The sequence below is a fragment of the uncultured Jatrophihabitans sp. genome, from assembly GCF_964246335.1.
Taxonomy (GTDB): Bacteria; Actinomycetota; Actinomycetes; order Mycobacteriales; family Jatrophihabitantaceae; genus Jatrophihabitans.
Genome location: NZ_CAXTQF010000043.1, coordinates 1 through 22,963 on the forward strand (window position 1 = coordinate 1; position 22,963 = coordinate 22,963).

The following is a 22,963-nucleotide window of genomic DNA, read 5'->3' on the forward strand; positions in this document are numbered from 1 at the left end:
GTCCTCTCCCGGTGATCAACAGCGGGATTTGGCCGCCCGGGCGACCCAAACCTTCTGTTGATCACCGGCGGTGCGGGGAGCTTGCCTTGCCCGACTAGACTTGTGATGTTTCCGAACAGGGGGGTGAATGGTCTCGACTTCGTTCGTCGAGTCAGGGGAAGCGGGCCGAGGACCGCATTGCTGACCTCGTAAAAAAAGCGATGCACAACAAAACAAGCGCCGATTCCAATCGCGCTGACTTCGCTCTCGCTGCCTAGTACAGCCTGAGCAAGTCTGTCGGCCCGGGGATGTCACCGACCCGGTCGCCGGCATCAGCTAGGTGACTCACCGTCCTCACCGGCCGCGGGAGAGGACGGGACAACCTACAGCGGCTGGGCCTGTCACTGGCGACTCGTGTGCGAGATCGCCGGGGCCGAGTAGAGACGAGGCACACTGCGCCCGGAGAAGCCCTGATGAAGCGACGAAGGACGCGGGTTCGATTCCCGCCACCTCCACCTATGAACGGCCCGAACCCGCAGGGTTCGGGCCGTTCATCTGGCGTCAGGCAGTCGAAACGCGCTGAGTCGCGAGGTCCAGGGCGACGTCGGTGATCAGGTCCTCCTGACCACCGACGAGACCGCGGCGGCCGACCTCGACGAGGATGTCGCGGGTATCCAGGCCGTGGCGTGCCGCTGCTCGCTCGGCATGACGCAGGAAGCTGGAGTACACGCCGGCGTAGCCGAGCGTCAGCGTTTCGCGATCGACCTGCACCGGCCGATCCTGCAGCGGCCGCACCAGGTCGTCCGCCGCGTCCTGCAGCGCGAACAGATCGCAGCCGTGCTGCCAGCCGGAGATGTTCGCGACCGCGATCAGCGGCTCGATGGGGCAGTTGCCGGCGCCCGCGCCCATGCCGGCCAGCGAGGCATCGACCCGGGTCACGCCGTTCTCGACCGCGACGACGCTGTTGGCCACGGCCAGCGAGAGGTTCTGGTGCGCGTGAATGCCGAGTTCGGTGTCGTCGTCGAGCAGCTCGCGGTAGGCGCGGACGCGGTCGCGGACGCCGTCCATGGTCAGGCGGCCGCCCGAGTCGGTGACGTATACGCAGTGTGCGCCGTAGGACTCCATTAGCTTGGCCTGCTCGGCGAGCGCGGCGGGCGCGGCCAGGTGGCTCATCATCAGGAAGCCGGACACGTCCATGCCGAGCTCTCGTGCTTTCGCGATGTGCTGCGCCGCGATGTCGCCCTCCGTCGCGTGCGTGGCGACGCGGACCGACGCGATGCCGAGGTCGTGCGCGCGTTCGAGGTTGTCGATGGTGCCGATGCCGGGCAGCAGGAGCGTCGTCAGCCGCGCGCGTTTGACCACAGCGGCGACGGCACCGATCCATTCCTCGTCGGCGTGCGCGCCGGGCCCGTAGGTGAGGGACGAGCCGGCCAGCCCGTCGCCGTGGGCGATCTCGATCGCGTCGACGCCGGCGGCGTCGAGCGCGGCGGCGACGGCACTCACCTGCTCGACGGTGTAGCCGTGCCGCACTGCGTGCATGCCGTCGCGCAGGGTGACGTCCTGGATGTAGATCCGCGGCCCGCTGGCGTCGGTCATGTCGACACCGCTGCGACGGCCTCGGCGTGGTCGACCATCCGTTCGGCGACCCGCAGTGCCGCCGAGGTCATGATGTCGAGATTGCCGGCGTATGCGGGCAGGTAGTGGCCGGCCCCCTCGACCTCGAGGTAGACGCTGACCTGCGTGCGCGGCGCCGGGTGGAGGTCCGGGTTGAGCGTGCGGATCGAGGCGGCCGCGTCGATGTCGGTGAACTGGACGGCCTGCTTGAGGCGGTAACCGGGCACGTACGCGGCGACGTCGGCGACCATGCGCGTCACCGAGCCGGCTACCGCCGCACGGGCGTCGTCTTCGAGGCGGTCGACGAGGCACAGCACGGTGTCACGCATGATCAGCGGTGGATCGGCCGGGTTGAGCACGATGATCGCCTTACCGCGGGCGGCGCCGCCCACCTGCTCGATCGCGGCACGGGTGGTCTCGGTGAACTCGTCGATGTTGGCGCGGGTGCCCGGGCCCGCCGAGCGCGAGGAGATCGAGGCGACGATCTCGCCGTAGTGGACCGGCGTCACGGCGGCGACCGCCGCCACGATCGGGATGGTCGCCTGCCCGCCGCAGGTGACCATGTTGACGTTCGGCGCGTCGAGGTGATCGTCGAGACGCACCGCCGGGACGACGTACGGCCCGATCGCGGCCGGCGTCAGGTCGATCAGTCGCTTGCCGAACGGCTCGAGCGCGCGGGCGTTGGCCACGTGCGCCGCGGCCGATGTGGCGTCGAAGACGACGTCGATCTCCGCGAAGTCCGGCATGGCAATCAGCCCGGCGACGCCGTCGGCGGTCGTGGCGACGCCCATCCGGCGGGCGCGGGCCAGCCCGTCGGAGGCGGCGTCGATACCCACCATGGCAGCCATCTCGAGCCGCTCGGACAGTCGCAGCACCTTGATCATCAAGTCGGTGCCGATGTTGCCCGAGCCGATCACGGCAACCTTGCCGCGCGTCACGCTGCGCCCTCGAACTCGGCGCGCACGTTGCCCAGGCCGGTGATCGCCGCCGCGAACGCATCGCCGGGCGTGATGGGCACGACCGGCCCGAGTGCGCCAGAGAGCACGATGTCGCCGGCGCGCAGCGGCTGGCCGAGGGACTGCGCCGTCGTAGCGAGCCAGACGACAGCGGCGACCGGGTCGCCGAGGCAGTCGGCGCCGACGCCCCGCGAGACGATCTCGTCGCGCCGGGTCATGGTCATCGCGATCTGGGACAGGTCCGTGCCGCCGAGCGGCACGCGGTCGTCGCCCAGCACGAACAGTGCGGACGAGCCGTTGTCGGCGATGGTGTCGGTGATCGTGATGTCCCAGTCGGCGATGCGACTGTCGACGATCTCGAAAGCACTGACGACGTACGCGGTGGCGGCGCGGACGTCGTCGGCGGCGATGTCCGGTCCGTCGAGGTCGTCGCCCAGTACGAAGGCGATCTCCGCCTCGATCCGCGGCGCCAGCAGGCCACGAGTACTGATGGGGCGGTCCTGCGGTCGCGTCATGTCGTCGAGCAGGACTCCGAAGTCGGGCCGGTCGACCCCGAGCTGCGCACGCACTTTCGGGTTGGTCAACCCGATCTTGCGGCCCACCTGCTGCGCGCCCGCGGTCGTCCGTGCGTCGATGAAAGCCTGTTGCACCTCATACGCGAGGCCGACCTCGGCGTCGAGGTCCGCGGCATGAAGCAGGTCGCGCACCGGGGCGCACGCGATGCCGGTGCCGCGCGCCTGCTCAAGTCGCTCGACCGCGGCGGCGACGCTCATCGGGTCGGCACCTGGTCGACGGGTGGTACGTCGACGGCGGGCACGTCGACGGCTGGCACGTCGAAGGTGGTCGCCACCGCCATGCCGGTGATCCACTCCGGCACCGGGTCGTAGCTCGACCACACCAGCGGCGCGTCGACGGCGGCGTGCCCGACCAGCCAGCTGCGGATCTCGTGGCCGCCGCTGCCGGCCTCCTGTTCCAGGCGGTCATGGCCCAGTTCGACGACCGGCGTCAGGTCAGAGGTCTTGAGCTGCGTCAGGAACCACTCGTCCCACGCGACGTTGACGCGCGCATCCGGGTTGCCGCCCATCGCCTTGACCCGTGGCTCGCGTGCCGCGGCGAAGGCCCGTGTGTCACTGCGCCCGTGGATCAGCGGGGCGCGCCGGGCGTCGTCGGCAGTCATGGTGCGTGGGTCGTTGGACGGCAGCCAGTGCGACAGGCCCCCGCTGGCGACGACCAGCACGCGCAGGTCCAGCGGCGCGCTGCGCAGCGCGGCGCCCAGCGCACGACCCAGGACTGCGCACCGGGCCAGGCCGGGCAGCGGGGGAGCCGCAGTGTTGATGACGAGGGGGACGATCGGGATCGTGGTGTCGCCCGTCGCCATCTCATAGCTCTGCACGATGCCGTGGTCGACGGTCAGCGAGTACGAGAGCGCCAGGTCGAAGTCCGGGGCGAGTGCCGCGTGGACGTGCCACGCGAGATCAGACGCGATCGGCAGCGGCCCGGACGTGGTGCCGAAGTCACCGAACCCCTCCGCCTGCTCGACGCCCAGTACGAACGGCGGCATCGCGTCGTAGAAGTTGGCATGGAAGTGGTCCGGCCCGATCACCACGATCGCGTCCGGCGCCAGCGTGGTCACCGCCGCCCGGACCCGTGCGGCGTTGCGCAGGAAGTCGCTGCCCGGCTCGTGCGGACCCTGGGGCGGCAGCAACCCGACGAACGGCGAGTGCGACATGCCGACCAAGCCGACAATCTCGCTCATTCCGGATCCCTGCGCTCGAGCAGGAAGGTGCGGTGCACGTCGAGGTACTGCGTGACCTTCTCCCACTGCGGCCAGTGCCCCGCGTCGGTGATGACGTGCAGGCGCGCGTCGGGCAGCCAGCCGAGCAGCATGTCCGCCTCGTCCAGACCGCCGGTCGGGTCGTTGTCGGTCCACAGCAGCAACGTGGGCGCGATGACCTTGCCGACCCATGTCGGGTCCCACGCGTAGTCCTTGCGTACCCGCGGATCCTGCAGCACCAGGATGTTCTCGACGGCCTGCCGGAAGCCCGGACGGCTGTAGACCTGGCGACGCAGATTGACCAGCTCGTCGGTCACCATCTCCTTGTGGTGGAACAGGAACTCGACGCGACGGCGGACGACCTCGTCGCTCGGGTCGTGCACCGCGGCGCGCGTGCTCTCACTCATCCGCGCCATGACCTCGGGCTTGTTGGCGATGTTGCCCGGTGTGTTGAGCACGACGCGGTCGACGCGCTCGGGATGGAACGCGGCCGTCCAGGCCACCACCCAGCCGCCAAGCGATTCGCCGGACAGGTGCGCACGTTCGATGCCCAGCGCGTCGAGCAGCCCGATCAGGTGGTCGGACAGCACCGCCGTCGTGTACGGCGTGTCCGGCAGGTCCGACCAACCATGTCCGACCATGTCGTACGCGGTGACGTGGAAATAGCGCGCCAGCCCGGCGATGTCGCGCGCGTAGGCCTCCAGGTGCCCGCCGGTGCCGTGCAGCAGCACCAGCTCGTCACCTGCGCCGGCCTGCAGGACGCGGGTCCGCACGCCGTCGACCTGCACGTGCTTCAGCACGTGGTCGACGTCGGCCAGCTCGCCCCAGATGCTGACGTGCTCGGGAATGGCGGTCACGTCGGTCATTCGTTCTCCTTGAACCGGGCGCGGGCCTCAGCCATCGTGGCGAGCCCGGCGCTCTGCCGCCGGGTCAGGCCGAGGCTCTCGACGAGGCGGGAGTTCTCGATGGTCAAGAAGTCCACCGGCTGTTCGGCGGAGTCGTTGTAATGGCGGTGCCACGTCCACGGCGGCGTGTAGATGAAATCGCCCGCCGCCCAGGTCACCGTCTCGTCCTCGATCTCGCTGTGCCCGCTGCCGGCGATCACGACGTGCACCGTCTCGTGGTGGTGCCGTTGCATGTCCGAGCTCTCGGCCGCCGGGATGCGCTGGCGGAAGATCTCGAAGGTGGCTGTGGGCAATGTGCCGGCGATGGCGAGCTCGCTCGGGTTGTGCACCTCGTTCGCCGGCAGTGGTTCCAACTCGGACGCGTGCACGACCAACGGCCGTTGCGTGCCGGGCCGGACCGTGTCGGACAGGCCGGCGAGGAAACCCGCCATGTCGAAGCCGCTCATCAGATGCTCTCCGTCCGTCCGCCGTCGACAGCCGTCGCGGCGCCGTTCACGTAGGCCGCGTCGTCGGACGCGAGGAACGCGATCATGGCAGCCACCTCGCGCGCCCGACCGGCGCGCCCGGCCGGGATGGCGGCGGTGTCGGCTGCCTCGATCTCGCGTGCCTCGATGCCGGTGGTGGCCGCGCGGTTGGCCAGGATCGTGCGCCGCCGCTTGGTGTCGATGGCGCCCGGCGCCACGCAGTTGACGGTGACGCCGTCCGCCGCGAACTCCGCCGACGCCAGCTTCAGTGCACTGGTCAGCGCGGCGCGCAGCACCACCGAGGCGGCGAGGTCTTTTTGTGGTTGACGGACGGCGGTCGAGGTCACCGCGATCACCCGACCGAAGCCGCGCTCGGCCATCCGCGGCAGCGCCGCCCGCACCAGGCGCAGCGGCCCGAGCAGCAACAGCTGCGTCGCCGCGAGCCAGGCGTCGTCGTCGACGTCGAGCACCCGCCCCGGCGGTGGCCCACCGGCGTTGAGCACGAGCACGTCGATCGGCCCGACGACCAGCTCCGCTCGCTCGATCGTGTCGGAGCGCGGCTCGGCGACGTCGTCGACGAGATACGTGACCTCGCGTCCGGTGTCGGCGGTGATCTCTTTCGCGGCAGCGATCAGATCCGTCTCGGTGCGCCCGGTGAGCACGACATCGTGGCCGCGTTCGGCCAGCGCCTGCGCCGTGGCGCGACCGATCCCGCGGGCACCACCGCCGACGAGCGCAGTCCGGGTCACCGATGGCCTCCGGTGCTAGCTTGTGCGAAGTTCGGGCATCCTCAGCCTGACGGGACGACCGGGGAGCAGCCAACCGTGAGTCTCACTGACCGGGACACCGCGGCGTCGGACGCCACCGGCGGCCTAGAACGCGCGGCCGCGATCCTGGCCGCCTTCGACGCCACGCACCGCGAGCTCACCCTGGGTGCGCTGGTGCGCCGCTGCGGGTTGCCCCGCTCGACCACACATCGAACGGCCGACCGGATGCTGCGCCTGGGCTGGCTGGACAAACCGGGGGACCGGTATCGCATCGGCAACCGGCTGTTCGAGATTTCCGGTCTGGCACCGATCCGGCACGAGTTGCGCGAGGCGGCACTGCCGTTCCTGCAGGACCTGTACAGCACGATTCGTGCCGCGGTGCAGCTCGGCGTGCTGGACGGCGCGCAGGTGCTGATCGTCGACAAGATCACCGGACACCGGCCGATGCCTATGCTGTCCCAGGTCGGCGGCACGATCCCGGCTTACTGCTCGGCGCTCGGCCGCGCCATTCTCGCGTTCTCCCCGCCCGAGGTGATCGACACGGTGCTCGCCGACGGGATGCCCGCGCGTACGCCGCGCACCGTCACCAGCGAGCAGATGCTGCGCCGCGAACTCGCCGCGATCCCGGACCGCGGCTGGAGCCAGGAGCGCGAGGAGGGCAACTTCGGTGTCGCGTGCGTCGGAGCGCCGATCTTCGGTCCGCTCGGCGAGGTCGTGGCCGCGCTGTCGGTCACCGGGCCGGCAGGTGCGGTGCGTTTCGACCGCGTCGGGCCGGCGGTGCGGATGGCGGCCGCGGCGGCGACCCGCGCCTACTCGGTGCGCCGCTGAGCGGCAGGGCTACCGCCGGCATCTGCCGTCCCAATGAGCGGGACGGTGACTTGGCTCGCGCGCCGGGTCTCGTCAAGGTGTGATCCACCGCAGAGGCGCGAGGAGCCAACATGAGGATCGGGATCGTCGGCGCGGGTTTCGCCGGTCTTGCGACGGCCAAGGTGCTCACCCAGGCCGGCCACGACGTCGTGGTCTGGGACCGTTCGCCCGACGTCGGCGGCGTGTGGAGCGCGAGCCGCCGCTACCCGGGCGTGCAGACGCAGAGCCCGCGCGACCAGTACTCGCTGTCGGACTTCCCGATGCCCAAGAGCTATCCCGAGTGGCCGACGGGTGAGCAGGTGCAGCGCTACCTCGCCGACTACGCGACCCACTTCGGGCTCGACCCGTTGCTGCACCTGCAGACCGAGGTAACGTCGGTCGAAGCGATCGCCGGCGGCTGGCGGATCGTCACCCGAAGCCACGGCACCGACGAGCAGGAGACCGAGGTTCATCGGCTGGTCGTCGCCAACGGCGTGTTCTGCGAACCGCTCGTGCCGCAGTTCCCCGGGGTCGAGGACTTCGCCACCGCCGGGGGGCGGTTGTGTGCGGCCACGCAGTTCCTCGACGTCGAGGACGCGCGCGGCAAGGACGTCGTCGTCGTCGGCTACGGCAAGTCCGCCTGCGACGTGGCGGTGGCGATCAGCGACGTCGCCGCGTCGACGTCGGTGATCGCGCGTCAGCTGTTGTGGAAGGTGCCGAAGAAGGTCGGCGGAGTTGTCAACTTCAAGTACCTGCTGTTGACCCGGATGGGCGAGGCGCTGTTCCGCTACCGCACGTTGCGCGGGGCGGAGAAGTTCCTGCACGGACCGGGCAACCGGATGCGCCGGGCGATGTTGAACTCCGTCGGCACCGCCTCCGTGCGGCAGTACAAGCTCAAGAAGCTGGGCCTCGTGCCGCGCGGCACGATGGAAGGCATCGTGCGCGGCGCGATCGGTTTGGTGACCGACGGGTTCTTCGACCGCGTCGGCGACGGGCGGATCGCCGTGCACCGCGACCGCACCGTGGCCCGGATGTTGGAAAAGGATCAGCGCCCGCACGTCGAACTCGACGACGGCACGGTGCTGCCGGCCGACCTCGTCGTGTGTGCGACCGGCTTCACGCAGGGCACGCCGTTCCTCGCACCGGACGTCACCGCGCGGGTGCTCGACGGGCGCGGCAACTTCGCGCTCTACCGGCAGATCCTGCCGCCCGACGTCGACAATCTCTACTTCGCCGGTTACAACTCCTCGTTCTTCAGCCCGCTCAACGCGGAGGTCGCTGCGCTCTGGATCGCCGCGCACCTCGCCGGCGGCCTCGACCTGCCCGATGCGGCAACCATGCGGCATGCCGCCGCCGAGCAGATCGCGTTCATGGACGACGCCGTCGCCGGCCACCACAATCGCGGCACCAAGATCATCCCGTTCTCGCTGCACAACGCGGACGAGGTCCTCGCCGACCTCGGCCGCAATCTGCCGGCCCGCACCCGCGCCGGCCACTGGCTGAACCCGGTGACGCCGAGCTCGTACCGCAAACTCACCCGCGCGATGATCGAGCAATCCTCCACCACCGCGCAGCACGCCGGGACAGACCCAACCGACACCAGGAAAGTGAGGCCGGCATGACCGACGTCGCCGACGACGACTCGATGACCGACTCGGTACTGAAGCTGCCCGGGTGCGGCGAGAACCTCGGCGCCATCGGGTTGGGCATCTACGTGCGGCTCACCGGCGCGGACACCAACGGCGCCTATTCGCTGTTCGAGTACGTGGTGCCGCCCGGCCTCGGCGGGCCGCCGACGCACATCCACGCCCACCAGGACGAGCTGTTCACCTGCGTCGCCGGCAAGGTCAAGGTGGAACTCGATCACGTCGAGCGGGTGATGACGCCCGGCTCGTCGATGCTGCTGCCGCGCGGCGTGCCGCACATGTTCGCCAACCCGTTCGACGAGGAGACGCGAATCGTTGCGGTTGTGTCGCCCGGCGGTCTGGAGAAGTACTACAAGGAACTGAGCGAGCTGCCGCCCGGCCCGCGCGACATGACCAAGGTGGCCGAGATCATGAAGCGGCACGGCCTGTCGCTGGTGCCGCGGAAGGAGTCGTGACCGCGACGGCGGTCAGCTCCCGCGAGGCGATGATCCGCGAGCTGTGTGCCGCGGCCGACGCCGGCGACGGAGAGCGGTTCGCGTCGTTCTTCAGCGCGGACGCAACGTTCCGGTTCGCGAACTTCGACGAGCTGGCCGGACGCGCGGCGATCGCGGCCTCCACCGAGGCGACCGTGCACGCCATCTGGCCGACGCGGCACCGCGTCGATCAGGTCGCCGAGGTCGGCGATCAGCTGTTCTGCCGATTCAGCATCCTCGTGCAGCCGCCCGACGTGGCGGAATTGTCGCTGCCGTGCGTGACGGTCGTCGAGGTCGGCGAGGACGGCCTGATCACCGATTACCGCGTCCACATGGACATCACTCCTGCACTCCGGCCCGAAGGCTGACGACGCGGTCGCCGCCGCGAGCTAGCTGCCGTGCGGCGCCAGGACGATGTCGAACCGCACTCGCGACCATGATCGACCGTCAAGCTCGCGGCCGTCGGGTGTAGCGCCTCGTGCTCGCTCGAATTGTTTGACCAGTGACGCCTTGACCCCGAATACGGCATCGTCGGCGAGCAGTTCGTCGCCCTCGACGAAGATGTGGGTGACCAACTCGCGGTACCCGGCAGCGCGGACCAGGAAGTGCAGGTGGGCAGCGCGCATGGGTGAGCGTCCGACCGCGGCGAGGAGGGCGCCGACCGGCCCGTCGTGCGGGATCGGGTAGGGCGTCGGGGTAACGGCCCAGAAGCGGTAGCCGCCGTCGTCACCGGTGCGGAGGTGCGCACGGGCGGCGGTGCGCCCGTCGCGGTACTGCACGTCGTACCGACCGTTCTCATCGGCCTCCCAGACCTCGACGAGGGCGTCCGGCACCGGGTTGCCGTCCGTGTCGGTGATGCTGCCCTCGACCCAGCACGGCTCGCCGGCAGCGCCCAGCGTCATGTCCCCGCCGAGGGGGATCTCCGGGCTGCCGTCGACGAAGAACGGACCCCACACCGTGGACTCGGTGGCGTCCTTGAAGGCCTCGTTGTTGACCGCGATCGTCTGCATCGAGGCGCCGAGGACGTCGGAGAGCAGGATGAATTCCTGCCGCTTGTCGTCGGTGATGTGGCCAGCCTCGGTCAGGAAATCGATCGCGGTGCGCCATTCGTCCTCGGTCAGCCTGACGTCGCGGATGAAGTCGTGTAGATGCTGGACGAGGGATTGCAGGACGAGCTTCAGTCGCGGATCGGTGCAGCTCTCGAAGGACCGGAGGACGGTGTCGGTCAGTGCGGCTTCGCGGTGCTGTTGGTCGGAGCTGGTGGTCACGGTCCTCACCGTAGATCCCGCCGTCCGGCGTCAGGCCGGGTGCAGCGTGTCTTCGTCGTTGTCGAGAGGCGCGGCCTTGACCGGCCTGGGTGACGATCGGTGCGCGCCGCCGCCGTGCGACGCGGTAGCCGGGCCGGTTACCCGGTACCGGTAGGTGGTGTTCTCGTCCTGCACCACGAACGTTTCGACCCCGGCCCGCGACCAGTGCAGCACGAGCAGCCCGTACCGCTCGGCGATCTTGGCCAGCGTCGCCATCTCCGGCACATCGACTGTCGGCCGTCCCGCCGCCGACTTGATCGGCTCGACCGGCACCAGCAGCGCGGAGTAGCGACGACGTATCGCATCGCCCTCGCTGGCCCGTCGGGTGGTCCGGGCGCGGAACAGAAGGGCAGCCACGCTCAGCGCACATCCGGCCAGCACCACGGCGGCGATGATCAGCACGGTACCGCTCGCCAGCTGCAACCCGAACAGCTTGATCGTGCCCGGCCGGGAACGCGGCGTCGCGGTCGGTGCCGTCGGCGTCTCGCCCGACCGGTGGACGAGCGTAGCTGCGGTGCCGGTCATGCTCAGCTCGAGTGGCGTCATGGTCAGGTGCAGCACCGAGCTGAACGGCTGCTCGCCTGGTCGGGCGACAGTTGCCGTCACGTCGATCCCCATCGAATCGGCGGGGATACCGGTGCTCGCGGCCGCGGCCTGGGCGCGCCGGTCGAGCGCGCGCAGATCCATCGGGACGGTCCGGATGATGCGCGCGCCGGTGAAGGTCGTCGCAGGCGCGAGCACCATCGTCGAGTGCCAGCCCGCCTGGGTGGAGAGGTCGGCGGTCATCGTGAACCTGCCGGCCGGCCCGGTGTACGCCGCGGTGAGGTCGACCAGGTTGGTCACCTTGCGAAAGATCGGGGTCGGCGCCGTGACCGTGGTCCGGTCGTAGGCGGCGGTCCGCCCGACGTGCGCGCTGTAGGTCAGCACGGTCTTGGCGTCCGCCGGGGCCGGCGCGGTGCGCGCGACGACGTCGGCGGCCGGGGTATCGGCACCCGTCAGGCCCTTGACGCCGAGGAACACGCCGAGCACGGCCACCACCGCGGTGATCGCCGCTGCGGTGGCCAGATCAGGTGAGATGCGCAGCCCGCTCAGAGGCGACCCGCTGGCGCTGCGGCTCGAGTGCTTGCTGCGACGCCCGCGACGCCGTTGTGTTGCCGCCACACCCGTGCCGGCGAGCAGGACGATGGCCGCGAGCGCGAAGGGCAGCAGACGCTTCGCGTCCTCCAGCACGATGCCGCCGTGCGGCACGCGAACCGCGAGTGTGCCGACAAGCTGGCTGCGCTTGGCCGGTGCCGGGTCGAGCCAGGAGTTGTTGTCGCCCTTGAACGTGTAGCGACCGTCCTGGATCTTCACGATGCGGTGCATGACGATCGTGTGCAGTGTGGTGCTGTGGTACGCCGCGATGTCGCCGACGTGGTACGAGTCGGCGTGCCGCAGCACGCCGAGGTCGCCGGTGTGGAACCGCGGTTCCATGCTGGTGCCGTGCGTGGTCACGAACTTGGGCATGCCGCCGAACTCGCTCGACACCAGGACGCCGGCCGTGATCATCAGCAGGGCGCAGGCCGCGACTCCGAAGTGGAAGCGGCGGTTCGTGGTCGAGGTCATCGTCGACTCCGGACGGTCAAGTAGTACCGAGGTGGTGGCCGGCGGGGGATCCGGCCACCACCCTGGTGACTAGCTGTCGACGACCGTCAGATCGGTCTTGTTGATGTCCGCGATGTTGACGCCTCCGCTGGCGCTCGTGACACAAGTGATCGTGTTGGGCGTGCCGGACGCGTTCGCGCAGGTGAACTGCGGCTTGGTGCCGCCGGCGAGCTCCAGCGTCAGCGTGGACGTTTTCGCCACGGTCGTGATGTCCGTGGACGTGTCGAAGACGACCTTGTCGAGCTTCGACGCGTCGCTCGAGTCCTGGGTGTAGTGGATGGCCGACACCGCAACGCCCGTGACGCTGCTCGAGCCGTAGCCGGCCGTGTCGGTCGCAGGCAGCGTGTTGCTGGCGGTGAATGCCGAGGTGGCGCCCAGGAGGACGCACCCTGCCGCACCCACGACCAGGACGATCTTTGTTGACTTGCGCATGACGTACTCCCGTCAGTTGCCCGATCCGGCCCGCGACTGAGCAACTAGCCGGGACGTACCGGGGTGCCTTCCTTGGCACACACCACAATCGGCAGCACTGATCCACATATGAGCTTGCTGTTGATGCGGTCCAAATTTGGACTAGCCGCCGCGCAACGCGGGCAGGAAGTGCTGCACCAGCAGCGGTGCGTAGTCCGCAGGCACGCCATTTGGCGCCGACGCCACGAGCGCGGCCACCTCGTCGAGGCCGACCCAACGCTGCTCGTCGATTTCTGCGGCCGGCCGCGGCACCGCACCGGACGGCAGCGGCGCGCGGAACGCGTGCGCGCGCACCGTCGCGCCCGGCTCGTTCGCGGCCGACGCGCTCCAGGTACCGAGCTCGACGAGTGTCGCGATCGGCAACTCCAGGCCGAGTTCCTCGTGCAGTTCGCGCACCGCCGCCTGCGCCGGCGTCTCGCCCGGCTCCAGCTTGCCGCCGGGATTCATGAACCTGGTCGTGCCGCGCTTGCGAACGGTCAGCATCCGCCCGTCGCCGTCGAGCAGGGCGACCGCCGCGACGACGATGAGCTGCGACATCCGCATCAGCCTAGGTAATGCCGAGCCGACCGCGGCGCGCGACGTGATCGCCTTTCCTGCCTGTGGGTCGCTGTCCGGACCGAGCAGCGACCACCACGCAGGCAAGCCGATGGTTTCGGCGCGGAGCCGCTGCCCGGTCCGGCCCGGCTGCCGACATAGGCTCGCCGGCATGACCGCGTCCGCCGACAGTGCCGACCGGATTCCGCTGGTCTACTCGTGGGCGACCGACGACGACGTCGCGGCCGTCGTGCCACTCGTCCAGTCGGCCTACCGCGGCAACGCGAGCCGGGGCGGCTGGACGACCGAGGCCGATCTGCTCGACGGTCAGCGGATCAACGACGACATGCTGCGCGACCTGCTCGCGCAGCCCGGCGGGCACGTCCTGCTCGCCCGCGACGCCGACGACGCGTTGCTGGTGTGCTGCGAGCTGCGCGAGCCGGACGGGCCGGGAGCGCCCGCGTACTTCGGCATGTTCGCGGTCAGCCCCACCCTGCAGGGCGGTGGGCAGGGCCGCGTGGTGCTCGCCGAGGCCGAGCGCATCGCCCGCGACGAGTTCGGCGCCGACGCGATGGAGATGACCGTCATCGGCCGGCGCGCGGAGTTGATCGCCTGGTACGAGCGTCGCGGCTACGCACGCACCGGCGAGACGCGCCCGTTCCCGTACGACGACGAGCGCTACGGGCGGCCGAAGGTCGCCGACCTCGACTTCGTCGTCCTGCGCAAGTCCCTGACCGACCCAGCCTGATCGCGCGTCGAGTCCATCCCCGCACGGGGTCGAAGGGCGAAATGTCCGATTTCGCAGGCGGAGATACGTCGTTCGACAGATCCGCCCGGGTCGCAAACCGGCCAGATTGGTACCAGTCGCCGCGAGCGGGGGCCGACCGGTGAGGATGCGGGGGCACTCCCGGTCGGCGCGGCGGCCCAGCACTGGAGCTGATCGGCATCGGATGGTGATGCCGATCAGCTCCGCATCCCCGGGGAGGGCAGCAGACGATGACGGCACCGAGCGAGGCTCGGCGTTCGAGGTGGCGCGTGCTGCGACCACGCCGTCCGGAGTCCGTATTCGGCACGGAGCGTTCTGCCGGACCGGCCCACACCGTCATACTGACGCCCGTGGTCCACGGCCGGGGCCGGACGCTGATCGGCAGAGAGCACGCCGTCGCAACCATTCGCGACGCGTCGTTCGAGCGCGCCGGGACCCGGGCCGTCGTCGTGTCCGGCGAGGCCGGCATCGGCAAGAGCCGCCTCGTGGAGCATGTCGTCACCGGCTGGCGGGTGCAGGGCCGGCCGGTGCTGATGGGCGGCTGCGTCGACGTCAGCGGCGACGCCATCCCGTACGCACCGATCGCCGAGGCCCTGCGTCGGCTGCGGCGCACCCTGTCCGACGGCGATCCGGAGCAGCCCCGCGTCATCGGCGCCGCGATCGACCTGCTGCTCGGCAACGGCGACCGAGAGCGCATCCGCGACCAGGCCGAGCTGTTCGAACGCATCCTCGCCCTGACCGAGCACGTCGCTCCGCGTGGCGACATCGTCATCGTCTTCGAGGACCTGCACTGGGCCGACGACGGCACGCTCGACCTGATCTCGTTCCTGAGTCGCAACCTCGACGCCGAGCAGCTGCTGCTGCTGACCTACCGTGACGAGGACGTGCACCGCACACCGCGGCTGCGTCCGGTGGTCGAGACGCTGGTGCATTCGCAACACGCGACCCGGGTCGAGCTCGACCGGCTCGCGCGGGGTGACCTGGCCGCACTCGCCGAGTCGGTGACCGGCGCGTCACTGGCCGACAGCGACCTCGACGTTTTGCAGACGCGCTCGCAGGGGAACCCGTTCATCGCCGAGGAGTTGTTGCTCGCGCCGGCGCAGTCCGCGCACGTTCCCCGTTCACTGCAGGACGTCCTGCTCGCCCGGACGGAGGCGATCGACGCCGACTGCGAGCTGCTGGTCCGCTGCGTCGCACTCATCGGGCGTCCGGTGGGGCACGACCTGGTTGCCGCAGCGACCGGCCTGAGCGGCCCGCGGCTTGCGAAGGCAGCCCGGGACGCCGTGCGCAGCGGACTGATCACGGTGGATGCGGAGCGCGAGGAGTACACGTTCCGGCACGTCCTGACGCAGGACGCGGTCCGGCAGCGCATCCTGCCCGCCGAACGCCGTGAGCTGCACCGGGCGATCGGCGCGGCGCTCGAGCGGTTGCCGGACACCGCGCGCAACGCGGGCCGCGCCGGCGAGTGGGCCGCGCACGTGCTCGCGGCCGGTGACAAGGGCCCGGCACTGGCCGCGGCGCTGCAGGCGGCCCGGCTGGCGACCGTCGTCTACGCCTATGCCGCGGCGTGGCCCTGGTACGGCCACGTCGTCGAGCTGTACCCCGGCCTCGATCCGACGACGATCGCCGACAGCGGCGCGGACCTGTTCACCGAGGCCGCCGAGGCGGCGCGGTGGGGCGGTGACCTGGCGGCCGCGGTGCGGCTGAGCGGACGCGCTGCCGAGCTCGCCGACGACGACGCTCAGCGCGGGCGGATCATCGAACATCGCGGGCGGTACCTGACCGAACTCGGTGAGCTGGACCAGGCCGCGGAGGTTTTCGGTTCGGCCCGCGCCATCGCGCAGGACATCGGTGACGTCGCGTTGCTCGCCACGGTGGCGTCGTCCTCGGCGCGGCTGCTGATGCAGACCGGCCGCTACGACCAGGCGGTGACCGCCGCCCAAACGGCCCTACAACTGTCCGCCGAGGCGCACGCGCCGTTGGACGAGGGGCGCGCGTACACCGCAATGGGCATGAGCCGCGTGCTGCTCGGCGACGTCTCGACGGGTGTCGAGCAGGTCGCCACCGGTCACGAGCTCGTCCAGCTGCACGGTGATCTCGACGACCGCCGGCGCGCGGACAGCAACCTGTCCTACGCGTTGCTGGCCGCCGGCCGCACCGCCGAGGCGTGCGCGGTCTCGGTCGCCGGGCTGGGCGCGATCCGGCGCTACGGCCTCGCCGGCGCCGGCGGCGGCGCGCTGACCAGCAACACCATCGTGCTGCTGCGCATGACGGGACGCTGGGCCGAGGCCGAGCGGCTGTGCGACGAGGCCGGTGCGCAGGGCGGCTCGGAGGGGCTGGCGATGCGCATCCTGCTGTCGCGCACCGAGCTGGACCTCGCGCGTGGCCGGTTCGACAACGCACGAGAACACCTCGACGCCGCCTGGGCGTTGGTCGGCGAGCCGGCGAGCACGGAGATCGTCGTCGACCTCCACCTGGCCGAAGCCGTGCTCGCGCTGGCGCACGGGGATCTGCCCGCCGCGCGCGAAGCCATCGACCAGGTGCATCCCGTGGACGACGCGCTGGGGCCGCGCCTGCTGGCCCGGGCCTGCCTCCTCGGCGTCCGGGTCGAGGCCGAGACGGTTGCCGCCCGGCACGGGCTGCGCCGGTTCGAGGCGGGGACGGCGACGCCGCGCGCGGACGCCTTCCGCGAGCGCGTCGACCAGCTGGCGAGCAACGCGTTCGCGCCGGAGACCGACGCCTATGCGCTCACGCTGCACGGCGAGTACGTGCGCGCGTGCCGGTCCGCCCAACCGCAGCTGTGGCAGCAGATCGCGCAGGCCTGGGAGCGCCTCGAACGTCCCCGCGGGCAGGCCTACGCGCTGATGCGGCAGGGTGAGGCCGACCTCGCGCTGCGGCACACGGCAGCCGCCCGGACCAGCCTGCGCGACGCGTACCGGATAGCCACCCGGCTCGGGGCGCAGCCGATCACCGAGTCCGTCTCGCGTATCGCCATGCTCGGCGCGATCGCCCTCACCGAGGACGACACCCGCTCACGCGGCGGCCCGGACGCCGCGGCGGCGCTGACCGCGCGGGAGTTGCAGGTGCTCGCCGAACTGGCCGCGGGCCTCAGCAATCGCGAGATCGCGGAGAAGCTCTACCTCAGTCATCGCACCGTGGGCGTGCACGTGTCCAACGTGCTCGCCAAGCTCGGTGCCCGCACCAGGACCGAGGCAGCGGCTGTCGCTGCCCGGTTGAACCTCGTCGACGCCACGAAAGGCAGCTCATGACCAGCACCGGTAGTCCCGATGCCACGCCGTCCACCTCGCACGCCGGTGGCAAGCAGCCGCTAAACATGCATACCGACACGACGTCCGGTCCGCCCAACGCGCAGCCGCTCAACATGCATACCGACACGACGTCCGGTCCGCCCAACGCGCAGCCACTCAACATGCATACCGACACGACGTCCGGTCCGCCCAACGCGCAGCCACTCAACATGCACACGGACATCGTGGTCTCGAAGGCCGATTCGACGGTGACGATCACCGGTGAGACCGACCAGCAGGCGACGGTCAGCGTCCGGTTGCCGGCGTCGGTCACGGCTGCGCTGAAAGCCAGGATCGCCCTGACGCACGTCACCCCGGTTCCGCAAGCCGCGGGCGCGGACGGCGTGAACGGCGTCGCGTCCACCGTCTTCGTGTTCGACCCGCACGCGAAGGTCGGCGGCGACGGCGCGAGCGTCCTCACGATCACCGGCGCGGCGACGTCCAACGCTGCCTCCCGCACGGTGGTCCTGACCATCTCCGGCAGCGCGTTGACCACCCTGCAGATGCACCGCGAGGCGCTCTGAATTCGCAGCCGCGACCGCTGCGCGGGATCGGCCGCACCTAGGCTGGTCAGGTGCCCGATCCCGTCCTGCGCATCAGGGACCGGACGATCACCGTCGGCGGCACGCTCGTCATGGGCGTCGTCAACGCCAACCCTGACTCGTTCTCCGACGCCGGCCGCTTCGCCACCTTCGACCGGCAGCTGGCGCACGCCGAGCACCTGGCCGATTCCGGTGCCGACATCGTCGACATCGGCGGCCAGTCGGCGATCACCGGACGGCCGGAGGAACGCGACGTCGACGAGGCCGAGCGGGTCGTGCCGCTCGTACATGCGCTGCGCGCCAGCCGGCCGGACGTGCTGATCAGTGTCGACTCCTACAAGCCGGTCGTCGTCGAGCAGGCGCTCGCCGCCGGCGCCGGGATCGTCAACGACGTCAGCGGGCTGCGCGACCCGCGCGTGGCGCAGCTGTGTGCGGACGCCGGGGCCGCGCTCGTGATCATGCACACGCTCAGGCCGCCGAAGGTCGACCTGCAGGACCCGGACGCGTACGACGATGTCGTTGCCGACGTTGCGCGCTTCTTCGAACGCACCCTAGCGCGGGCGCAGCAGCTGGGTGTGCCGCGCGAGGCGTTGATCGTCGACCCGGGGCCGGACTTCACCAAGACGCCGTACCAGACCGTCGACCTGCTGCGCCGGCTCGACGAGTTCCGCCGGTTCGGGCGTCCGCTGCTCCTTGCCCTGTCGCGCAAGGACTTCCTCGGCGCGATCACCGGCAAGGCGCCGCGCGCCCGAGACGCCGCGACCATCGCCGCCGTCGCGCATGTGGCGGCCGCGGGCGGCAGTATCGTGCGCGTGCACGACGTCGCCGCGGCGGTCGATGCGGTGGCGACGGTCGAGACGCTGACCGGCCGGCGCGACATCGCCGTCGACCATCGGCTGCCCGACGACATCCGGCACGAGCCGCCCGCGACCGACTGAGCTGCTGACCGGCCGGCAGACCGGCTGACCGGCCAGCCGGCGAGCGATCGTCAGGGCAGCTGGATCACCTGCGCGGCGTAACTGAGTCCGGCACCGAAGCCGACGAGCAACGCCAGCTGGCCGGCCTCGACCGCCCGCCGCCGGGTCAGGTCGGCGAGGGCGAGCGGGATCGACGCGGCCGACGTATTGCCGGCGGTCGCCACGTCGTCGGCCACGATCGCGTGCGACATGCCGAGCCGTGCGGCGACGGCGTCGATGATCCGGCCGTTCGCCTGGTGCGGGACGAACACGTCGATGTCGCCGAGCCGCACCCCGGCGCGCGCGCACGCCTCACGGGCGATGGCGGGCACCTTGTCGACGGCCCAGCGGAACACCTGCTGACCGGCCATCCGCAGCCGGCCGCCGACGATCGCGCCGCAGTCGATCAGCTTCGACTGCGAGCCGTCGCTGCCCCACACGGCAGGCCCGATGCCCGACGTCCCGTCCGTGGTGCGGGCGACGAGCGCAGCCCCGGCGCCGTCGCCGAAGATGATCGACGTGCCGAGATCGCCCGGCTCGACGAGCGAGGTCATGTGCTCGGCGGCGACGACGAGCACGCGTTCGGCGTCGCCCGCGCGGATGAAGTTGTCCGCGGTGCTCAGTGCGTAGCAGAAGCCGCTGCATGCCGCGTTGAGGTGCAGGTGCGCCGCCGCGCCCGCAACGTCGGCTGCCAGCGAACCGGTGTCGTCGGGCCCGTTCGCGCTGCTGCAGCTCGCGGTGATCACGAGATCGACGTCGCGAGCGGCGGTACCCGTTTGCGCCAGAACCTGGTCTGCCGCCTCGGTGGCCAACCGGCGCAGCTCGGCGGCATCGGCGACCCGGCACGACGACCGGATACCGGTACGCGCCTGCACCCACGCGCCGTCCTTGCCGAAGGGGGCGCCGAGCTGGTCGGCGGTCACGACGGCCGCCGGCCGGGCCGCGCCGAAACCGAGCAGCCGGCTGCCGTAGACCGGCCGGGGGGACATGGGCAGGAGCACGCGGGAGAACCTCCGGATTGCTTGGACGTCCAAGTGTTTCCACTACCGCGGGGTAACGGAAATCGGCAGCGCACGGCGGTGCGCGGCGCCTGCGGTCGCGCTGCGAGCATGGTCGCCATGACGCCGCTCGACGGACTGCTCGTCGCCGACTTCAGCCGGGTGCTCGCCGGGCCGCTCGCAACGATGACGCTCGCCGATCTCGGCGCCACCGTCGTCAAGGTCGAGCGACCGGGCGTCGGTGACGAGACGCGGTCGTGGGGGCCGCCGTGGTCCGCGACGTCGTCGACGTACTTCGACTCGGTCAATCGCAGCAAGCTGGGCGTCGCGCTCGACTTTGCGGACGCCGCGGATCTCGCCGCCGCGCAGGAACTCGCGCGCCGCGCGGACGTCGTCGTGCACAACCTGCGTGGCCTGGGCCGGTTCGGGCTCGACTACGCCGCGGTCGCGGCCGGCAACGAGCGCGTCGTCTACTGCTCGATCACCGGCTTCGGCCCCGGCTCCGACCGGCCGGGTTACGACTTCCTGCTGCAGGCGATGGGCGGGCTGATGAGCATCACCGGCGACGCCGACGGGCAGCCGCACAAGGTCGGTGTCGCAGTCGTCGATGTGCTGTCCGGCAAGGACGCGGTGATCGGCATCCTCGCGGCGCTGACCGCACGCGAGCGCACCGGCCGCGGCGAGCACGTACAGATCGACCTGCTGTCCAGCCTGCTCGGCTCGTTGGCCAACCAGGCCGGCAGCTTCCTGGCGACGGGCACCGTGCCGCGCCGGATGGGCAACCGGCACCCGTCGATCGCGCCGTACGAGACGCTGAACTGCGCCGACGGCCTGCTCGCCGTGGCGTGCGGCAACGACGCGCAGTTCGCCCGGCTCGCGCACTCGCTCGGCGTGCCCGGTCTGGCGATCGACGAGCGGTTCGCCACCAACGCCGCTCGGGTGTCGAACCGGCAGGCGATGGTCGACGCGCTGGAGGACGTGCTGCGCGGCGACTCGGCCGCCCAGTGGGAACAGCGGCTGACCGCGGCCGACGTGCCGGTCGCGCAGGTCGGCGATCTGGCGTCCGCATTCACGCAGGCCGACGCATTCGGGCTCGCGCCGACCGTCGAGGTCGGCGACGCGCGGCAGGTGCGGCACGCGGTGCGGTACGCGAGTGCGCCCGGTCCGCTGCCGGCCGCGCCGAGTCCGCCGCCGGCGCTGGGCGAGCACACCGACGCCGTCCGCGCCTGGCTGGCCGGACCGCCCGACGCCCCGCCCCCGACCGTCGGCTGACCGCCGCGCTCCTCCCAGCCTGCTCGGCGGTCGACGGCGTCGGGCAACTGTCACCCTCCTCGGAGAAACGCCAACTTTCCGTCGCTGAAGCGACACATAGTTGGCGTTTCTCGGAGGGGCAACATAGTCCGGCCCAGGCCGCGCGCGCGAACCCGTTCACCTTCCTGGCAGTTCACCGCCGAACCCACCGAACTCGCCAGCCAGCTCGCCAGCCAGCTCGCCATCGGGTACGCCGCCGGACTCCCCGCCCAGCAGGCCGGCGAGGAACTACTGCTGGCCGGACTCCAACGCGCGGTGGCCGCTGTCGCCGTCGTCGGGGCCACTCGGGTCGGACGTCTTGCCGCTTGCCGTGGAGTCGCCGACGTTGCCACGGATGGTGTCGAAGATCGCGAGGCCCTGGCCGACCAGTCCGGACACGATCTCGCTCAACCCGTCCGAACCGTTCAGCACGGTGACGTTCGCGGTGGCGAGCCCGGCCGCCGCCTTCTCGACGATCGAGGGCAGTTGCTGGATCAGCAGCTGGTCGAGGGCGACGCGGTTGTTGGACGCGGCGGCTGCGGCCTGGATCTCGGTGCGCTCGGCGTCGGCCTTGGCGAGCACCCGGATGCGCTCGGCCTCCGCCTCGGCGGGCTTGACGACCTCGGCCGCGAGCTGTTGCTGGCGCAGGTCGGCCTGCCGCCGCGCGAGGTCGGTCTGCGCGTCGATGACCTCGCGCTGCGCCTCGGCCTGCGCCAGCGGTCCGGCCTGCCCGGCCTTGCTCTGCGCAGCCTGCGTCTCGGCGTTGTAGCCGGCGGTGGTCACGGCGGTGTCGCGCTCGTACTGCGCCTGGTTGCGCAACGACTGTTGACGGGCCTCGGCGGCGGCCTGATCGGCTGCCGACTGCGCGATCTGCGCGGCCTGCTGGATCGAGGCGTTGTGCGGCGCGGCCATCGCGGCGATGTAGCCGAGCTTCATGTCGTCGATGGACTGGATCTGCAGCGCGTCGACGATCAGGCCCATCTTGGCCATCTCGGCTTTCGACCCCTCGAGCACCTCGGTGGCGAGCTTCTGCCGCTCGGTGATGATTTCTTCGACGGTCATCGAGCCGATGATCGAGCGGAGGTGGCCGGCAAAGATGCGGCCGGTCAGTGCGGACATCTGGTCCTGGTCGGACAGGAACCGCTGGCCGGCGTTCACGATCGACTCGCTGTCGTTACCGACCTTCGCCGCGATCACCGCGGTGACGTTCAGCGCGATGCCCTGCCGCGTCACGCACGGCTCGGACACCTCCGACTCGAACAGCGACAGGGTGAGGAAACCGACCTTGCGCACGAACGGCAGCACGAAGGCACCGTGCCCGGTGACCACCCGGAACGGGGAACCGTTGGTCTTGCCGCCGGAGATCAGCATCGCCTGGTCTGCGGATGGAACGTGGTAACCGAACATCGTGCTGGCTCCTTAGGCCGGGCGTTCCTAGAGTTCGAGCAGGCTCTCGACGGGGTCGGCCCATGGGCTCACGACCACCGTGCGCGGACCGAGCGTGGACAAGACGATCACCGGTGCACCGACCGGCAGCGGATCCATCGAGCGGGCGAGGAAGGTCTCGGTGCCGCCACGGATGCGCAGCTCGACCTCACCCGCGCCGTCGGCGCCGCGTGTTGCGGTGGTGATACGGCCGGCCAGCCCGATCGGCGAGTGGTCGGCTGTGTCGGTCATCGCCGATTCGCCTCCCTGTGCGCGCTCGCGACACTGTCCTCTTGCG

23 protein-coding genes and 1 other RNA gene are annotated in these 22,963 nt (G+C 70.8%); 10 read left to right on the forward strand and 14 right to left on the reverse strand.

What is annotated here, in order from left to right; genetic code table 11:
* Nucleotides 1-119 precede the first annotated feature (119 nt).
* Nucleotides 120-497, forward strand: a transfer-messenger RNA (tmRNA) gene (gene ssrA, locus ACFFCN_RS12735).
* A 43-nt stretch (nt 498-540) separates the two neighbouring features.
* Here ssrA and dmpG read toward each other — a convergent pair.
* The 7 genes from dmpG to ACFFCN_RS12770 are packed head-to-tail and all read right to left on the reverse strand — an operon-like array spanning nt 541 to nt 6,441.
* The gene (gene dmpG, locus ACFFCN_RS12740) at nt 541-1,575 is read right to left on the reverse strand and encodes a 4-hydroxy-2-oxovalerate aldolase (RefSeq protein ID WP_375492127.1); all 1,035 of its coding nucleotides are present in this window, start codon (nt 1,573-1,575) and stop codon (nt 541-543) included.
* A complete protein-coding gene (locus ACFFCN_RS12745) occupies nt 1,572-2,531 on the reverse strand; it encodes an acetaldehyde dehydrogenase (acetylating) (RefSeq protein ID WP_375492128.1) in 960 nt (319 codons plus the stop codon). Before ACFFCN_RS12745 ends, dmpG begins: the two co-directional genes overlap by 4 nt.
* Nucleotides 2,528-3,322, reverse strand: a complete 795-nt coding sequence (locus ACFFCN_RS12750) for a 2-keto-4-pentenoate hydratase (protein WP_375492130.1) — start codon at nt 3,320-3,322, stop codon at nt 2,528-2,530. Before ACFFCN_RS12750 ends, ACFFCN_RS12745 begins: the two co-directional genes overlap by 4 nt.
* Nucleotides 3,319-4,305: a 2,3-dihydroxyphenylpropionate 1,2-dioxygenase gene (locus ACFFCN_RS12755; RefSeq protein ID WP_375492131.1), complete on the reverse strand. Its 987-nt coding sequence runs from the start codon at nt 4,303-4,305 to the stop codon at nt 3,319-3,321. The genes ACFFCN_RS12750 and ACFFCN_RS12755 overlap by 4 nt, the downstream gene beginning before the upstream one ends.
* Entirely contained in the window at nt 4,302-5,189 is an 888-nt protein-coding gene (locus ACFFCN_RS12760; protein ID WP_375492133.1) for an alpha/beta fold hydrolase, read from the reverse strand. Before ACFFCN_RS12760 ends, ACFFCN_RS12755 begins: the two co-directional genes overlap by 4 nt.
* Nucleotides 5,186-5,674, reverse strand: a complete 489-nt coding sequence (locus tag ACFFCN_RS12765; protein ID WP_375492134.1) for a cupin domain-containing protein — start codon at nt 5,672-5,674, stop codon at nt 5,186-5,188. Before ACFFCN_RS12765 ends, ACFFCN_RS12760 begins: the two co-directional genes overlap by 4 nt.
* Nucleotides 5,674-6,441 carry an SDR family oxidoreductase gene (locus tag ACFFCN_RS12770; protein ID WP_375492136.1) on the reverse strand — a complete coding sequence of 256 codons (768 nt, stop codon included), beginning with the start codon at nt 6,439-6,441 and terminating at the stop codon, nt 5,674-5,676. The genes ACFFCN_RS12765 and ACFFCN_RS12770 overlap by 1 nt, the downstream gene beginning before the upstream one ends.
* A gap of 75 nt (nt 6,442-6,516) precedes the next feature.
* Here ACFFCN_RS12770 and ACFFCN_RS12775 point away from each other — a divergent pair, with 75 nt between their 5' ends.
* The 4 genes from ACFFCN_RS12775 to ACFFCN_RS12790 all read left to right on the forward strand — a co-directional run bounded on the left by ACFFCN_RS12775 (nt 6,517) and on the right by ACFFCN_RS12790 (nt 9,792).
* Entirely contained in the window at nt 6,517-7,287 is a 771-nt protein-coding gene (locus ACFFCN_RS12775) for an IclR family transcriptional regulator (RefSeq protein WP_375492138.1), read from the forward strand.
* A 110-nt stretch (nt 7,288-7,397) separates the two neighbouring features.
* Entirely contained in the window at nt 7,398-8,927 is a 1,530-nt protein-coding gene (locus tag ACFFCN_RS12780) for a flavin-containing monooxygenase (protein ID WP_375492140.1), read from the forward strand.
* Nucleotides 8,924-9,406, forward strand: a complete 483-nt coding sequence (locus ACFFCN_RS12785) for a cupin domain-containing protein (protein ID WP_375492141.1) — start codon at nt 8,924-8,926, stop codon at nt 9,404-9,406. Before ACFFCN_RS12780 ends, ACFFCN_RS12785 begins: the two co-directional genes overlap by 4 nt.
* Nucleotides 9,403-9,792 (forward strand): nuclear transport factor 2 family protein, encoded by a 390-nt coding sequence (locus tag ACFFCN_RS12790; RefSeq protein ID WP_375492142.1) that lies wholly within the window; start codon nt 9,403-9,405, stop codon nt 9,790-9,792. The genes ACFFCN_RS12785 and ACFFCN_RS12790 overlap by 4 nt, the downstream gene beginning before the upstream one ends.
* Nucleotides 9,793-9,813: 21 nt before the next feature.
* On the opposite strand, the gene ACFFCN_RS12795 is transcribed toward ACFFCN_RS12790, so the two are convergent.
* From ACFFCN_RS12795 to ACFFCN_RS12810, 4 genes are all read right to left on the reverse strand, one after another.
* Entirely contained in the window at nt 9,814-10,692 is an 879-nt protein-coding gene (locus ACFFCN_RS12795; RefSeq protein WP_375492144.1) for an intradiol ring-cleavage dioxygenase, read from the reverse strand.
* Between the two features lie 30 nt (nt 10,693-10,722).
* Nucleotides 10,723-12,336, reverse strand: coding sequence for a signal peptidase I (locus ACFFCN_RS12800; RefSeq protein ID WP_375492146.1), 1,614 nt, complete (start codon nt 12,334-12,336; stop codon nt 10,723-10,725).
* A 69-nt stretch (nt 12,337-12,405) separates the two neighbouring features.
* Entirely contained in the window at nt 12,406-12,807 is a 402-nt protein-coding gene (locus ACFFCN_RS12805) for a hypothetical protein (RefSeq protein ID WP_375492148.1), read from the reverse strand.
* Nucleotides 12,808-12,948: 141 nt separating this feature from the next.
* On the reverse strand, nt 12,949-13,383 hold the full coding sequence (locus ACFFCN_RS12810) for an NUDIX domain-containing protein (protein WP_375492149.1): 435 nt from the start codon (nt 13,381-13,383) through the stop codon (nt 12,949-12,951).
* Nucleotides 13,384-13,552: 169 nt separating this feature from the next.
* Here ACFFCN_RS12810 and ACFFCN_RS12815 point away from each other — a divergent pair, with 169 nt between their 5' ends.
* The 4 genes from ACFFCN_RS12815 (at nt 13,553) to folP (ending at nt 18,934) form a co-directional block, all read left to right on the forward strand.
* Entirely contained in the window at nt 13,553-14,128 is a 576-nt protein-coding gene (locus ACFFCN_RS12815) for a GNAT family N-acetyltransferase (protein WP_375492151.1), read from the forward strand.
* A gap of 368 nt (nt 14,129-14,496) precedes the next feature.
* Nucleotides 14,497-17,415, forward strand: a complete 2,919-nt coding sequence (locus ACFFCN_RS12820; RefSeq protein WP_375492152.1) for an AAA family ATPase — start codon at nt 14,497-14,499, stop codon at nt 17,413-17,415.
* A complete protein-coding gene (locus ACFFCN_RS12825; RefSeq protein WP_375492154.1) occupies nt 17,412-17,978 on the forward strand; it encodes a hypothetical protein in 567 nt (188 codons plus the stop codon). The genes ACFFCN_RS12820 and ACFFCN_RS12825 overlap by 4 nt, the downstream gene beginning before the upstream one ends.
* A gap of 50 nt (nt 17,979-18,028) precedes the next feature.
* Complete coding sequence (gene folP, locus ACFFCN_RS12830) at nt 18,029-18,934, forward strand: dihydropteroate synthase (RefSeq protein ID WP_375492156.1); 906 nt, start codon at nt 18,029-18,031, stop codon at nt 18,932-18,934.
* A 50-nt stretch (nt 18,935-18,984) separates the two neighbouring features.
* On the opposite strand, the gene ACFFCN_RS12835 is transcribed toward folP, so the two are convergent.
* The gene (locus ACFFCN_RS12835) at nt 18,985-19,953 is read right to left on the reverse strand and encodes a beta-ketoacyl-ACP synthase 3 (RefSeq protein WP_375492157.1); all 969 of its coding nucleotides are present in this window, start codon (nt 19,951-19,953) and stop codon (nt 18,985-18,987) included.
* A 117-nt stretch (nt 19,954-20,070) separates the two neighbouring features.
* Here ACFFCN_RS12835 and ACFFCN_RS12840 point away from each other — a divergent pair, with 117 nt between their 5' ends.
* The gene (locus ACFFCN_RS12840; protein ID WP_375492159.1) at nt 20,071-21,222 is read left to right on the forward strand and encodes a CaiB/BaiF CoA transferase family protein; all 1,152 of its coding nucleotides are present in this window, start codon (nt 20,071-20,073) and stop codon (nt 21,220-21,222) included.
* Nucleotides 21,223-21,489: 267 nt separating this feature from the next.
* Here the strand turns inward: ACFFCN_RS12840 and ACFFCN_RS12845 are convergent, their stop codons facing one another.
* The gene (locus ACFFCN_RS12845) at nt 21,490-22,647 is read right to left on the reverse strand and encodes an SPFH domain-containing protein (protein WP_375492161.1); all 1,158 of its coding nucleotides are present in this window, start codon (nt 22,645-22,647) and stop codon (nt 21,490-21,492) included.
* A 27-nt stretch (nt 22,648-22,674) separates the two neighbouring features.
* Nucleotides 22,675-22,917, reverse strand: coding sequence for a hypothetical protein (locus ACFFCN_RS12850; protein WP_375492162.1), 243 nt, complete (start codon nt 22,915-22,917; stop codon nt 22,675-22,677).
* Nucleotides 22,918-22,963: the final 46 nt, after the last annotated feature.